Here is a 14,191-nt window from a genome sequence, read left to right as displayed (position 1 = left end):
TCATTATGATTTAGCCTTGTTCAATAGACTCCTTTATCCTTTTCAATCGGAGCTCGATGCCATCCAGAATCAACTCAAGCCCAAAGTCGAATTCTTGATCCAAATCCTGATAGCTGCTGTCGTCAGAGGTATCGCTGTCGGATAAAAGCAGCGGGTACAAATTAGGAAACTGTTCTGCGCTCACAAGCTCTTTGAGTACCTGGCTATAATCCTCAACGGTGTATTCGCCGAAGCTCTTGCCTGTTTGAAATGTGCGGGACATATCAACGAGCAATTGTCCACACGCTCTGGCATAATTGCTTAAAAGCAGAATCATGCCTGTCTTGAAGTTTGCGCCGAGCCCGAAGCCGCTCAATCCTTGAAGCGCCCAATCCACAATCCGCAGCGTGTTCGGCGTAACAGGAGCTCCGGATATCGGAATGTCGGAAATCCAGGGGTGATCTCTAAAGACTGATATCGTGCCCCAGACAAAATATTTCATGCTATCACGCCAGCCAGCCGAATCAGCGTGTTCAGGCAGCGTTAAATCATATACGGCATCCTGCATGAGCAGCAGGAGATCGTCCTTGCTGGGAATATAACGGTATAAGGACATAGCAGTGTGACCGAGCGAGGCTGCGACCCGGCTCATGGATACCGCCGCAATACCGTCTTCATCGGCGATAGCAATCGCGCTATCTACAATTTTTTTGATGCTGAGTTCCCGTTTCGGTCCGCGCTGCGGTTCCTTGACTAATCCCCAGGCAATAGCAACCCCATAAGGCATCGTTTTTGCCGGTGCGCCCAATTTTGGTTTTTCATCCTTTGACATACCGATTGTCCTACTTTCCATTCAATATACTGTTTATCGCATAAACAGTATATCACAGTATAAAGCCTGCAGATCAAGTATCCAATAGATACCGAGCTGCAGGCTGTTAATAGGGCTGCTTTATTATCAGGGGCCCTTTATTGTTTGACTTCGTTCGCTCCAGTCACTTTTCCGTCAATCTTCGCGGAGGTCTTCATATCTTCACTCGAGAAATAAAGGTTTCCGTCTATGGTTGCCGTGGCATCCAGGTTGAAGCCGGCAGCATCAACAAAGACGTCTCCCTTGACAGTTCCCCCCTGAATCCGAAGGTTTTCACTCTTAACAGTTAACTTAGGCACAGTCAGGGTATAGCTGTCCGTGATGTTATGATCTGCATCCTGAGCATACAGGGCAATCTTACGGTAAATATCTCCGTCTGCGGCCCCTTTGTCATGGAATGTTCCCGCAACCGTGACCTCTTCGTCAATATTTAAATCATTTAATGTAGCAATAATCCAGGTACCTTGCTCACTTACCGCCTTCACGAACGCATCAGGCTCATTCACAATGGAAGGAGTCGTTACGACGTCCGTTTCACCGTTACCTGCAGTATTATTACCTGTATTGGCAGTATCGTTGTTTCCTGTCCCCGTATTTCCGTTATTGGCATTGTTTCCGCAACCGGCCAACAAGGCAAGCGCCATTCCGGCAATCAACAAGCTCTTTGCAATCTTCACAGTTATATCCTCCTCGACATTATTGAATTTGATCTGCAGCCAAATATCTTTTCGGAACTTTGCATCTGCTGCTGCGTTAAGAAAGATATCGGCATTCCGAATGGACATAGTCTTTCCAACGCCCGGTTCGGATATTCTTATTCGGATAATCATTACCCATTTCAGGAAGGAAGAATCGACTCCATGAAAATTAACATACCAAAAGCCCGCAGAATCGGCGGAATTACGGTTATAATCTTGCTGTTCACTGCGGTTCTGGTTTTCCTCGGCTATGCTTACACTCACTACTACTCTGTGCGCGTATTCTATCTGGATCAGGCTAAGTATACCCTTGATCATACCGAGAGCGGCAAGTCTCTATATACATCCCCCTCGGGTCCTAAGGTTCTGGTTCAAGAAGCGGGAGATAACCTTGAACTTTCAATCAACGGAAAGACCTTCTCGATCATTTACGAGAAAGCCTTGAGTGGATTTGAGTATGAGGTACGTTATCCCGAGGGGACGACGTATCGGGTAACCCGTCAAGGAGATATGTTCTTGGCTCTCGATGAACAAGGAGATTTTATTCCCGAGCTCACAATGGAGGTGAACGGCACCAGAGTGCTTTCTCCCGGAGAAGAGCGATATTTCCCCTCTGCTCTGGTTATCGCGGCGCATCCCGAATTCCACGACTCGCAAGGAAGCTTCGGCATTTTGATACTGTCTGTTACTTTGTTTATGTTTGGCTGGTGTACTTTCCGATATGAAAAGTTCCAGCGGATCCTGTTCTGGGCTTCGCTCCGCTGGATTTGGTTCGAACAGCCCGAACCTAGCGACTTTTATTTCTTCACGTCCAAAATCAGCGGGATCGCCATTATGCTTGGCTCTGTCGTGGTCGCCTTTCAATCTTTGTAGCTGCTCAAATGTATAAAGTGTTCTTACAATCGCTGTTGTTCGCGGATTTCTTGGACTGAACTTAGCCATGAAAATGAAGAACTCCGCTCTCAAAGGCGAACCCTTCCGAGTTTATGCTTTCGATGCAGCTTTTTAAGTTCAACTCCCCTAGCCAATACTAACCTTGGGGGCAGATGAGGAAGCGGCAACATCCCCGTACCAGAGCAGCTGCATTTCTTCGTTCTGCTCAAGCAGATCATTCAGCGTCCCTTCCGCTTCAATCCGGCCATCCTTCATCACGATGATATGATCCGCTCTGGTAAGCGCCGCTCTCCGATGTGAAACTGCGATGCAGGTTACGTCTTGTTCACGGAACAAGCCTTCCCATACCAGCTGCTCGGTTTCCACGTCCAAAGCGCTGGACAGATCGTCAAAAATATAGAGATCGGCGCTCGCCATTAACATTCTGGCCGTTGCGGCTCGCTGAATCTGTCCGCCGGACAGCATAACGCCCCTTGGTCCGACATAAGTCTCCAGCCCTTTTTCCAAATCCGTAACATCCTTCTCCATAACGGCAAGCCGCAAGGAACGATTTAATCTCCCCTCGCCTCCCCGGCTTCTGCCTTGCACGATGTTCTCTCTTAACGTATCGCTGAACAGACGCGGGACCTGAGGAGTATATGCCGCCCTCGGCGGAATCATGAAGGAAGCAGGATCGATTTCCCGGCCGTTCCATAGGATCTTCCCCTCCTGCTTCGGCAAAAGTCCCAACAGAGTACGCACCAATGTCGACTTCCCTGATCCGATCCGTCCAGTAATAACCACAAATTGACCCTGCTTCAAGCTGAGGCTGATATCCTCAATCCCATGCCCGCTGTCAGGATAACGATAGGCCAACCGCTGAACCTCCAGGGAACGAAGCTGCTGCTTCGGGTCATCCTGAATCTCGGACAGCTCCGGAGGCTCGGTATTGAGGTAAGTCTCGCGGGAATCCATGATCCGGTCCTCTTCTCCCGGTTGAAACAAGGCTCGCATCCGGTCATATGGAACCTTAAGGCGTTTATGTTGATAGACCATATATCCGAATAAGGAAATACCGTAACCGATGTTAACCAAATACGTATTAAATAACGCAAAATCCCCCACGGTAAAGGCCCCTGCCTTCATCTCGGCCGCGCACATCAGCAAGATTAAGCCGGTGGATATGCTGATAATGTTCTGGCTGATCGACTGCATCCACTGCTTGAACAAATTGTCCTTCAGTGCGGCTTGCCTACGTTCTTCATTCAGCTTGGTAAATCTCTTATGCACGTAGTTCTCCGACTGGCCCAGCTTTAAGGCCTGCACCGCCCCAAAGCTCTCCGCAATGAAGCTCGTGATCCGTCCTGTCGCTTCCCGGTTCTTCTGCCCGTATTTACGAGCCCTATTCCCCGTCAAATTGTTCATCAAGGTTACCACAACAAGCGGAAGTACGGCGACCAGCGTAATTTTCCAATTGATCGAAGCCATGATGGTAATAGACACCAAGGAAAACACAAGTCTTCCCCAGAAATCCACCCAGGATTCCACGTAATCGACAACCTCATTGACATCATCCCGGAAGCGGCTCATGGCCTCGCCAGGCGATGCCGGCAAGTTTCGCCCCGGCCAGCGCATGATTCCTGCCAGCATATTGGTACGCAAAATCGCCTGTATATGATAGATATAAGTCACCCATTGATAAAAAGCAGTAAAGAAGGTGCCTACCCTGAACAATCGGGCAATTGCGATGCAAATCAGCGGCACAGCCAGCCACAGGTAACCGGATTGTTGATCCGCCGCGCGGTCAAAGAACCACTGCATGCCAATTCCGATAACCAGCGGAACCGTATGAAAGATACACCACAATAATCCATTGATAAAAAAGAGAAACGGCGTAAACCGAAACAATCGCCGTATAAAACCCGATACCGTCATGCCAGCTCCTCCTCCCGTCCGGTCATCAGCAGCCTGGCATAATGGGAGCCCGGATCCTCTGCTAGCGCTGTGCGCTCTCCAAATTCCAAAATGCGTCCGTTCCCGAGCACCATGATTTTATCGACCTGCTCCAATGTTGCCAGCCGATGGGCGATAATTATCCCTGTAGAGCGGCTCATCAACTGGTCTACTGCTCCTTGCAGGAGCGATTCTGTTGCCGCATCCAATCTTGAGGACGGTTCATCCAGAATGACAAGGCTGGGCTCTGTCAGAAATACCCGGGTTAAGGCAAACAACTGTGCTTCACCGGCTGACAAAGAAGACCCTCCGGAGCTTAAATGCGTATTGAGCCCGTCGGGCTGTGCGTCGATCCATTGACGCAGCCCAAGCCGCTTCGTCGTCTCCAGAATTTCCGCATCCGTAATTTCTCCATTAAAGAGGGTCAGATTATCGCGAAGCGAGCCATCAAACAGCTGGACATCCTGCGTCACCATGCCTACCCTGCGGTATAGAGCAGGCAGCTTCATGCTCGTAATGTCAATTCCGCCGACCCGAATAACACCGCTGTCGATATTATATAGACGGAGCAGCACCCGGCTGAGACTGGATTTGCCGCTGCCGGTCCGTCCAATGATTCCCAGACGTTCTCCGGGCTCCACCCGGAAAGTAATATTGTGCAGCACAGGCTTCTCTTGCGTGTAGCTGAAATTAACATGATCAAATTCCAGGTCCAGCGCTCCTTCTGGAAGCGCTTCTCCCTTCCCATCGGCAATATCGCTGTACAGCGACAGCAGCTCCCGGGAACGCAGCATGCCTGATTTAGCCTTTTGAAATTCCTGCACCTGATCCCCCAATTGCTCGATCGGATCGTTCAGCATCTGCGTGTACTGATAGATAAGAAACAAGGTGCCAAGGCTGATCTCCCCTGCGAAATAATAACGTACGCCGAACAGCAGCACTGCCGTCACTGCAAGCGCGAACAAGACCACGGTCGTGTTCCACGGAATGACCCGCATCATCCACGCTCTGCGGCCCTTCAGAAATACGGTGCGCATCAGCTTGAAATACCGGTTCATGACATAGCCGACATTACCGTTCCCTTGAACATCCTCGATGCCCGCGATTCGTTCTTCAATCAGCCCGAATAACGATGCGCTCGCCTCGCGTTCCTGCTTGGAGGAATTCACCCCCCAATTGCGGATTACGACCATGAAGAGAATCGACAGCAGCGTAAAGACTGTCATGACCAATGCGATCGGAACATTGACAGTGAACATAAAGCCAAGGATCCCCGTTAAGAGAACAAAGCTGCCGATTACCTGCACGATGAACATCGCAAAGAAATTCGAGACACTCGTCACATCGCCATCGATTCGTTCGATCATCTCTCCCGGCGTTTTTTCATTGTGAAATTTCATGTCCAGCCGCAGGCAATGCAGAAGCAGATCGCCGCGAAGCCGATTCGTTGCCCGCCATGAGACATCATTGCCAAGGTAGCTGACCACTACCGCAATCAACTGATTAGAAAAGGCCACGATCAGAAACAGGCAGGCAAGAAAGAGCAGGCGTTCAAGTGTCCCGCCTTCCGCCGCAGTGTCAATAAAGCGCTGAACCACTTGAGGATTGAATAGCTGCATTCCGGTGGATGCAAGAAGCAGAACAAGCAGCAGCAGCATTCGCCACTTGACCGGCCTTAAGTATTTCATCAGCCATGCCATCGATATTTTTTCTTTTTTGGGCACAGTGCCCACCCCCATCCGCAAGCCAAAGATGCATTTGTATTATTGAATGGCTATCATTACCATTACCATTCTACATGAATATGGGCCGCAGCCAAGTGAAAGAACGATTATAATCATTCCTTATGCTGCTTCAGTTCGCTTGCAATCGCTTCGACAGGCTTGTTCTCCAGCTGTCAGACAATTCTTCTACAGCAAGAATGGTGTGGATGGCTTCCTGATTCTCCTTGTCTATGTACTTGATTCGGTTCGCGAAAGAGACGGTAACCCCCAACGGATGGCGCTGTTCCAGGATCAAACTGTCTGTCCATGAAACCATACCTTCCCTCAGCACGCGAAAATAAAAACCGGTGAAACCGGTCTCCTGCACCTTCAGCGGCATGTCCTGAGCTCCATAACGTGCCGCCAGCTTGTAGCAAGGCTGCCGGGGCTGGCTTATCTGCACCAAGACTTCTCCAAGCATATAAATGTCTCCGATGCACGCATCCTTCTCCAGGAGGCCCTTGGTCGTCAAGTTTTCTCCGAACGCCCCCATTTCTAGCCTCGTTTTGAGCTCGCCTTCCCAATAAGGATAATGCTCGTATGGATATACGCACACCGCCTTGTCCCTGCCGCCGTGATTAACAAGATCCGCTTGCTCATCCCCGTCAAAATTGCAATGGGACAGGAAGATGACATCCGTGACCGGAAGCTTCTTGATTGCCGATGCAACCTCTTTATTCTTGTACATAAGCGGGGCAGGCTTGCCCGTGTTTAACGATAGTATCTCAGCAGATTTCATCACTGCCTTCAACCTCCTTGCCGACATTAAAGATTAAAAAAGCTCGAATAGCCTCCGTAAACCTGTCTTCATACTCCTTCGAAAGCCACTTCTTCGGAATCAGCACGTGCTTGGAAGCATTCCCTTGCAAATAACTGTAGATAATCTGTGCTTCATCAATTTCGTCACGAGTAAGGCTTTCAACGGAATAGGCCACCCGCTCATAAAGATGGGTCATGAGCAGGGATCGGATCTCAGCTTGGGACGTTTGCGTCTCAAGCTCCTGAATAGGATAAATGCCGCTCCATAGCATCTTGTTTCTATGGATCAAGAACAGCTTGTACGCTTCAGCATCCAGAGGCTCCAGACAAAGAATACAATGATCCTCCTTCATGAATTCAATCACTTGATTCTTTCGCTTTAATGGAATAAGCATGTTCAAGCGGTCTCTGACCTTCAAAGCACCTTCGAAATCATATCTTTCTGCAGCTTCTTGCATCATTTGTTCCATATCTAGTATTAATTGCTGATCTTCATCACTAAAAAAAGCATGGATCTTGTCGATAATCCTTTCATACTCCTCCCGGGCTGCGTCATCCGCGCACAACCCGATACATTTTCCAAGGGAATAATTCAGACAGGGCTTGCCGGAGTGCGAGGTCTGATTACAATCAATCCGGAAGCTGTCCAGAATCCCTTGGACCGCTTCCTCTATTCGATGAATGCTTGAGGTATAAGGTCCGAAGCTTACCCCTCCATGCCATTTCTCCGGATGATGCGTCACTCTGATACGTCGCAGCACTTCCTCCGGATGAATAACGATATACGCATAAGCAAGCGTATTTTTCATCTTTTTATTGTAGACCGGTTTATATTTATGAATATAACTGCACTCTAGCAAAAGCGCTTCAAATTCGGTATCTGTCGGGTGGATGTCCAGATCCTTAATCTGGGAGACCATCCGTCTTACTTTGTTGGAATGGGCTTCCGAGAGATGAAAATAGGATTGGACCCGCTGCTTCAAGTTTTTTGATTTCCCGACATAGATAATTCCTCCCGCTGCATCCTTCATAAAATAGACCCCCGGTACAGCAGGAAGCAGAGCCAGCTTGTCCTTTAACATTACGGTTTCCTCCTCTTCATCTCTTTGCAGACCGCAGATATAACAAGACCATACTTCAGTCTAACTAATCTCTGTTGATAAGGATAGAGGCTTTTTACAGGATCAATGCAAAAAAATCCCGGCAGAGCATGAAGGCTCTGCACAGGACCTGAAAATCAAGAATAGAAGCATTATCATCGGGCAAAATGCATCGAATTCGCCATATGAGGCTGGTTGGCCATATGCTGTTGATTGGCCGAGGCCATATGTGCATTTGCAGGGAAGCAATCCAGCGGCGGTCCTAGAATCACTGATTCCTTCAGTGGAGCGACCGCTCTCTCGTACTCCTCCTCATTGATACAATAGGCCTGTTTAAAGACTTCTTTAGGCGTACAGCGCAGAAAGTCCGATGCGTATACAATGTCCGGTGTAGGCTCATCAAAAATCGTCAGGATATGGGCATGCTCGGATTGAGTGATGATCCAGTGGAACCACCCTTTTGGAAAAAGAGCTACCTGTCCCGGCTTAAGGCAATAAGTCATCAAGCGCTGCTGAAAGGGATTAAAGACGGAGGTAATCACTTCTCCGTGGATGACATAGACCATTTCATTCACATTTGTGTGCCAATGCGGATTCACCATTATGCCCTTTGTTAAATGGACATTGAAGAAGCCGGTCCGGATGGCTGGCAGCTGCTCGCCGAACAATTGCGTAATGTAGTTATGCGGATCCCGTTTATAATTTAAGACGACATTGGAATCTCCGGCCAGTTGGAGATTATTCGATTGCATGAGGTAACCTGTCAAAGCTGTATTCCCCCTCCATAGGTATGTGTCTATCCAATGTATGTCAGATAGAGCCCATTTGTTACAGAGAAGGATTCGCCCTACATCATGATCTCTTCCACTACAATGTCACGTTCGGCAGATAAATCCACAAATCGTTCATCTACTTGCACCAGCGGACGGAAATAGTCGGTCGGATTGTTCCATACGATTCGCGCCGTCTCTCCATTGCTGAGCCTTGCCTGCTTCCCTACGAAATGAGGGAGCAATTGTCGGGTCAGTGCCTGAACCGCCCGCTCACTCAATTCTCCGAAGCCCAGATCGTATACTTTCTTAAGCACCGTGAGCAGGCCGGGTTTTCCGTTCACCCGATCCGTAGCCGTCAGGTCAACATATCTGTTTGCAACTGCCACGATTTTGGAATAAGGATGGATATCATCAGCATTCAGCCCTTGCGGGTAGCCGGTTCCGTCCTCCCTTTCATGGTGTTGAAGCGCGACTAGTGCAGGAGCAATATCCGGCATAGAGTCCCTAATAATCTCATAGCCATATCGGGTATGCCGCTGCATCTCGTCTTTCTGGGCGGGGTTCAATTCCTCCGCTTGATTGCGAAGCTCCTGGCCTACTTTGCTCTTGCCGATATCATGAAGACATCCGGCTTTGCCAATCTGGAAGCATTCCTCCCTGCTATAACCGAGCCACGATGCCAGGTAGTAGGACAAAAGACCCACTTGCAAAGAGTGGTTATATATATTTACATCTTCCTCGCTGAACATGATCATCAGAGAGACCACATCCTTACTGCGGTCAAACATTTCGACCATCGGCTTAAGGCGCTCATCCACCATATTCTGGTTAATCTTGCCCGTTGTTAGCGCCTCCAGAAAGATAGCCTGAAATCCCTTTACTGTACGGTCGTAATCTTTCTTGAGTCTCTGTAAGAACTGCTCGCGGTTCAATCCTGTCAAGGAATCCAGTTCCTCTCGCTCAAGAATATCTGCGTACTCTATGCTATGGCGGATTAGAAGCGCAATTTCTTCCTTATGTATGCTTGTGCCGGCCGGGAGGACATGCAATCCCGCACGATTAAAAATATCCGATCTGAGCCTGTCTCCTTCACGAAGGTCCATCACATGTGTCTTCATCATATTCCCTCCTTAATTCAACTAACTTAAATATCGTTCATTTGTCCTCTTTATTGAATAGTTCAAAAGTAGGCTCTTCGACACCAGAATAATTTTTCCATCTAAAGCCATTCTATATAATACTCTGCTCATCTAACCATCAGAAAGGAGTCAAAGCGATGCCATTCCGACGGAAAACACCACTGCCTAAACAAAGAAAAACCGGCAATTCTTCATCTTCTCAGCAGAACCAAGACTATGGTACGGATTTGGAATCCCGTCTGCATTGGCTCGAGAATGAATTTGAGAATTGCGCGGATATTATTATCCGCAGGTTTACAATAAGCACCGGCAATAATTGCGCCATTATTTATATCCGCAATATGATCAATCAACTGACCGTGCAAAATTCGATCATTCGAAGTCTGCAACGGGAAGCCGCAGAACTGAAAGAGTACAATATTTTCGAATTTCTGTTCGACGCAAGAGGCTTGTCCGCCTCCCAGGATGATGTAATTAGTGACTTAAAGCAGGGCATGGAAGCCGTGCTTCAATCCGGGGTATTGCTGTTAATCGACGGTGATGAGCGCATGCTCACATTCAATCTCTCGGATTATCCCACGCGGTCCATTGAGGACGCTCCTAATGAATCGGTAATTCGGGGTCCCAGGGAATCATTTATCGAGGATTTAGAGAAAAATTTAACCTTTCTGCGTAGACGGATTAAGAGTAAGCAATTGAAGATTGAATTCAAAACTCTTGGTAGAATAACGAATACTTCGATTGCAATTGTCTATGTAGAAGGCGTCTGCAAGCCAGAACTAGTGAAAGAAGTCAAGAGACGGATGGCTCATATGGATACAGCCAGTATCGAAGGATCAACCAGCATCGAAGAGATCATCGAGGATAACCCCTATTCGCCTTTTCCTCAAATGCAATATACGGAACGGCCGGATGTGGTGTGCGGCTCCATACTTGAAGGCAGGATTGCGATCATGGTGGACGGGACACCTATGGCACTGCTTGCTCCTGCAACGCTCCCTATGCTGCTGCAATCTGCTGAAGACTATTATCAACGATATATCGCAGCGAACTGGATCCGCTGGATTCGTTTCATGTTTGTTGTCGTGTCCCTGCTTCTGCCGTCCCTTTATATCGCAGTCACCACGTTTCATCCCGAGATGATCCCATCCAAGCTTTTAATCACCATCGCGGCGGCTCGGGAAAATGTGCCCTTTCCGGCTCTAATGGAAGCCTTCATGATGGAGATCGCTTTCGAAGCGCTCCGCGAAGCCTCCGTCCGCATTCCGAAGTCGATCGGACAGGCGGTGTCGATCATCGGTGCATTGATTATCGGGACAGCTGCTGTTGAAGCAGGAATCGTGTCTGCCGCGATGGTCATTATCGTTTCCTTGACAGGCATCGCGTCCTTTATCATTCCGCACTTTGACCTGGGATTATCCTTCAGACTCCTGCGCTTTCCGATCATGTTGCTTGCCTCTGTATTGGGCATGTACGGCATTGCCTGCGGATTGATACTGGTCTTCGTTCATCTCGTCCATCTGAAGTCGTTCGGAGTACCTTACATGTCGCCTGTAGCTCCACTCGTTACCAAGGATCTCAACGACACTCTGGTTCGAGCTCCTTGGTGGAAGATGGATAAACGGCCACTGCAATTAACTCGCAATATTACTAGACAAGGGAGCCATGCACGGGCATGGGCAAAGCAGAAAGGAGAATTAGAATGAGCTTTCTTAACAAACAACGAAGGTTCTTGGCTATAGCCCTGCTTATTCTGCTTCTGTTTACAGGTGTCGGTGGATGCTGGTCCTCCATGGAATTGAATACTCGCGCTTTTATTCAATCCGTATTGATTGACCGGACCGAAGATGGTCAAATTCAGCTCTATGTCGGTGTTCCCTTACCCAATCGTATGGTGCCCGGACAAGCAGGCGGAAGCAGCCCCCAAGCAACCGATCCGTTCACTTTTGTTGGAAAAAAAGCGGAAAACATATCCCAGGCGCTGCGCTTAATTCAGGTCGATATCTCCAGAAGTATCTCATTTGGACAGACTAGAGTCATCGTTGTTGGCAGAAGAATGGCGGAGCATGGCATTGATGAAGTTATTGAATTCGTCAACCGGCAGCCTGCCTTCCGTTTGAGCGCCAACTTGTATGTCACGACGAATGAAGTTGAAGAAATCATGAAAATCCCATTGGTGTTCGAACGATTTCTGTCCGATATCCTCAAGCGCTATGTGAGTACGCATGTTACCCTGGATACCACGGTCAAGGATTTTAAGCTTGCCAAATATAAAGGCGGCGATATCCTGACCCCGCTGCTTGTCTTCGGCAAGGCCTCGGAGATCAGTACGGAAGACCCAAAGAAGAGTATGTGGATGGGCTCCGGCGGTGCCGCGATCTTCAGCGGCGGAAAGATGTCTAAAATTACCATGAACCGGAAGGAGTTGCAGGGAGCTCTCTGGATCAGCTCACAGATGAAATCATCTATTATAACAATCAACTCTCCGAGCGATGGCAGAGAGATCAGTTGTACGACGGAAGGGATAAGCACCAGCATTAAGCCCATCGTCAAGAATGGACAAATCTCATTCAAGATCAAGAGCAAAGCCAAGGCCCATGTCTTGTCCTCAATGTCAGAGATTGATTTGAAAGATCCTGAGATCATTCTTAAGATCGAAAAAATCCTCGATAAATCCACGGAAGAAAGATTGAGACTTGTTATTGATAAAACACGTCAAGCCCAATCCGATTCCTTTCTTATGAGTCAGTATCTGGATTGGAGATATCCCAAAGCATGGCATTCCATCAAGGATCGGTGGAAATCCTATTATGCGACCGAATTGCCGATCGAGATCGATGTCAGCATCCGGTTAAATCGAACAGGCGGCGTTTATCGCTCAGTTAAACAGGAAACCGAAAAGATATTGTGAAAAAGGAGAGATATCATGGTCGGAGTTTTGATTATATTCTTGATTGTAATGTGGACCAATTGGCGGTTACAGCATAAGGATGATTTTAAGCGCAAGGACAAAATGATCATTATTGTCGTATCCGTCGGATTGTTTCTGTTAGCAGAACTGCTCTTCTTCTTTCAGGATCAATGGACCCTTCCCATGTTGCTTAGAAAAGCTTCGAAAATGCTGTAATCTGAATTTTTGTATACGCTACAAGATTGGAGGTTTGGATCATGAATACGAAGGTCACAAATATGTCCGTCTTCTCCCTGTTCAATTTATATAGCTTCACGACGATTATTGCGTTCATGCTTGGTCTTCTGGTCGAAGGCAGTGCCTTCTCAACTCCGGCTGCCACAATAGCAGGAGCGATTGTAGGCTGCATGATGGTTTATCCGGCTTATAAAGTAGGCATGTCCAGACCTGGTGAGTTCCTGGGGAATTATGGTCATGAGTTGGTGGGGAGAATTCCTCACTACAGCTTTATGATTTATTATCTGCTTATCAATTTGATTATTACGACCATTGATTTAAGACAGCTTTCTGATTTTCTATTGTCTGAATACTTGATCGGGACGCCCGGTTGGGCGATTGTAACTATCTTTATGATCTGCGTTGCATATGTGGTGTATTGCGGGATCGAGACGATTTTCCTCGTCGCTCAAGGCATATTCCTGGTCAATGCGTTGATCTTTCTGATCATTCCCTTCTTTGCCTTCCAAGAGATTGAGATGGATATGTTCGTTGCCCTTGCAACGCATCTTCAACCAAAGGCATTCGGCTATGGAATGCTCAAGATTATCTTGACGTTTGGTCAATTAGGCTTTCTGTTCCTGCTGTTTCCTTACTTGAAAAAACCGAAAAAGACGTTCCGCACCTTTATATTTACCACATGTACTGCTACTGTAATCTTATTGGCCCACGTTATTTCCGTGCTCTTAACCTTTGGGCCCGAGCTCACCGCAAATTTAATGTATCCTGCAATGGACCTGGTTCGGTTTGTCCGGGTAGGCTCGTTCATCGAGACCTTTGATCCCATTCTAATCATTCTGTTTCTAACAAGCGTATTTGTGAAAATATCCTTCAACCTGTTCTTATGCGTATTGTGTTTGAGTCATATTACGGGTGTAAAGGAATACAGATCCTACGCCCTGCCTGTATCTGCCTTCATCGGGGTCTACTCGCTCGTGGTTATCCAAACCCAGCCTGAGTTGGTTGGTTTCCTTGAATATGAATTCATATTCATCTTGCTGATTGCCGAATTTCTGATCCCTTGGCTCTACTGGATTATGCTGCTGATCCGAACCCATATGCGCAAAGCAAAGCCCGCCGGCTAAACGCCGGCGGG

Annotated in this window: 13 protein-coding genes; 5 read left to right on the top strand and 8 right to left on the bottom strand. The window is 47.9% G+C overall.

The window, feature by feature from the left end; all coding sequences use genetic code 11:
• Positions 1-10 precede the first annotated feature (10 nt).
• Positions 11-811, bottom strand: coding sequence for a TetR/AcrR family transcriptional regulator (locus KQJ23_RS11560; RefSeq protein WP_216479044.1), 801 nt, complete (start codon positions 809-811; stop codon positions 11-13).
• 137 nt (positions 812-948) lie between these two features.
• A complete protein-coding gene (locus KQJ23_RS11555) occupies positions 949-1,527 on the bottom strand; it encodes a polymer-forming cytoskeletal protein (protein WP_216479043.1) in 579 nt (192 codons plus the stop codon).
• Positions 1,528-1,710: 183 nt separating this feature from the next.
• Between KQJ23_RS11555 and KQJ23_RS11550 the strand changes: the two genes are divergently transcribed.
• Positions 1,711-2,421: a hypothetical protein gene (locus tag KQJ23_RS11550; RefSeq protein ID WP_216479042.1), complete on the top strand. Its 711-nt coding sequence runs from the start codon at positions 1,711-1,713 to the stop codon at positions 2,419-2,421.
• Between the two features lie 147 nt (positions 2,422-2,568).
• Here KQJ23_RS11550 and KQJ23_RS11545 read toward each other — a convergent pair whose 3' ends face one another.
• From KQJ23_RS11545 to KQJ23_RS11520, 6 genes are all read right to left on the bottom strand, one after another.
• A complete protein-coding gene (locus KQJ23_RS11545; protein ID WP_216479041.1) occupies positions 2,569-4,356 on the bottom strand; it encodes an ABC transporter ATP-binding protein in 1,788 nt (595 codons plus the stop codon).
• On the bottom strand, positions 4,353-6,098 hold the full coding sequence (locus tag KQJ23_RS11540; RefSeq protein WP_216479040.1) for an ABC transporter ATP-binding protein: 1,746 nt from the start codon (positions 6,096-6,098) through the stop codon (positions 4,353-4,355). Before KQJ23_RS11540 ends, KQJ23_RS11545 begins: the two co-directional genes overlap by 4 nt.
• Positions 6,099-6,228: 130 nt before the next feature.
• Positions 6,229-6,876, bottom strand: coding sequence for an MOSC domain-containing protein (locus KQJ23_RS11535; protein WP_216479169.1), 648 nt, complete (start codon positions 6,874-6,876; stop codon positions 6,229-6,231).
• Positions 6,863-7,978, bottom strand: a complete 1,116-nt coding sequence (locus tag KQJ23_RS11530; RefSeq protein WP_216479039.1) for a GIY-YIG nuclease family protein — start codon at positions 7,976-7,978, stop codon at positions 6,863-6,865. The genes KQJ23_RS11535 and KQJ23_RS11530 overlap by 14 nt, the downstream gene beginning before the upstream one ends.
• Positions 7,979-8,151: 173 nt before the next feature.
• Positions 8,152-8,748, bottom strand: a complete 597-nt coding sequence (locus tag KQJ23_RS11525) for a cupin domain-containing protein (RefSeq protein WP_249529700.1) — start codon at positions 8,746-8,748, stop codon at positions 8,152-8,154.
• 95 nt (positions 8,749-8,843) lie between these two features.
• Positions 8,844-9,887, bottom strand: coding sequence for an HD-GYP domain-containing protein (locus KQJ23_RS11520; protein WP_216479037.1), 1,044 nt, complete (start codon positions 9,885-9,887; stop codon positions 8,844-8,846).
• A 158-nt stretch (positions 9,888-10,045) separates the two neighbouring features.
• Between KQJ23_RS11520 and KQJ23_RS11515 the strand changes: the two genes are divergently transcribed.
• From KQJ23_RS11515 to KQJ23_RS11500, 4 genes are read left to right on the top strand one after another with little or no spacing between them, the layout of a single operon-like run.
• The gene (locus tag KQJ23_RS11515; RefSeq protein ID WP_216479036.1) at positions 10,046-11,614 is read left to right on the top strand and encodes a spore germination protein; all 1,569 of its coding nucleotides are present in this window, start codon (positions 10,046-10,048) and stop codon (positions 11,612-11,614) included.
• Entirely contained in the window at positions 11,611-12,819 is a 1,209-nt protein-coding gene (locus KQJ23_RS11510; RefSeq protein WP_216479035.1) for a Ger(x)C family spore germination protein, read from the top strand. Before KQJ23_RS11515 ends, KQJ23_RS11510 begins: the two co-directional genes overlap by 4 nt.
• A 15-nt stretch (positions 12,820-12,834) precedes the next feature.
• Positions 12,835-13,035: a hypothetical protein gene (locus tag KQJ23_RS11505; protein WP_216479034.1), complete on the top strand. Its 201-nt coding sequence runs from the start codon at positions 12,835-12,837 to the stop codon at positions 13,033-13,035.
• A 41-nt stretch (positions 13,036-13,076) separates the two neighbouring features.
• Entirely contained in the window at positions 13,077-14,180 is a 1,104-nt protein-coding gene (locus KQJ23_RS11500) for a GerAB/ArcD/ProY family transporter (RefSeq protein WP_216479033.1), read from the top strand.
• Positions 14,181-14,191 lie beyond the last annotated feature (11 nt).

This window comes from Paenibacillus brevis (genome assembly GCF_018919145.1).
GTDB classification, from domain to species: Bacteria; Bacillota; Bacilli; order Paenibacillales; family Paenibacillaceae; genus Fontibacillus; species Fontibacillus brevis.
Note: the sequence above shows the minus strand (reverse complement) of the source record. Positions and strands in the feature narration are given on the sequence as shown.

Coding starts and splice junctions, on each gene's coding strand:
- KQJ23_RS11535 (WP_216479169.1), bottom strand. CDS start 6,876: ATGAAATCTGCTGAGATACTATCGTTAAACACGGGCAAGCCTGCCCCG.
- KQJ23_RS11510 (WP_216479035.1), top strand. CDS start 11,611: ATGAGCTTTCTTAACAAACAACGAAGGTTCTTGGCTATAGCCCTGCTT.
- KQJ23_RS11560 (WP_216479044.1), bottom strand. CDS start 811: ATGTCAAAGGATGAAAAACCAAAATTGGGCGCACCGGCAAAAACGATG.
- KQJ23_RS11525 (WP_249529700.1), bottom strand. CDS start 8,748: ATGCAATCGAATAATCTCCAACTGGCCGGAGATTCCAATGTCGTCTTA.
- KQJ23_RS11545 (WP_216479041.1), bottom strand. CDS start 4,356: ATGACGGTATCGGGTTTTATACGGCGATTGTTTCGGTTTACGCCGTTT.
- KQJ23_RS11550 (WP_216479042.1), top strand. CDS start 1,711: ATGAAAATTAACATACCAAAAGCCCGCAGAATCGGCGGAATTACGGTT.
- KQJ23_RS11520 (WP_216479037.1), bottom strand. CDS start 9,887: ATGAAGACACATGTGATGGACCTTCGTGAAGGAGACAGGCTCAGATCG.
- KQJ23_RS11515 (WP_216479036.1), top strand. CDS start 10,046: ATGCCATTCCGACGGAAAACACCACTGCCTAAACAAAGAAAAACCGGC.
- KQJ23_RS11505 (WP_216479034.1), top strand. CDS start 12,835: ATGGTCGGAGTTTTGATTATATTCTTGATTGTAATGTGGACCAATTGG.
- KQJ23_RS11500 (WP_216479033.1), top strand. CDS start 13,077: ATGAATACGAAGGTCACAAATATGTCCGTCTTCTCCCTGTTCAATTTA.
- KQJ23_RS11530 (WP_216479039.1), bottom strand. CDS start 7,978: ATGTTAAAGGACAAGCTGGCTCTGCTTCCTGCTGTACCGGGGGTCTAT.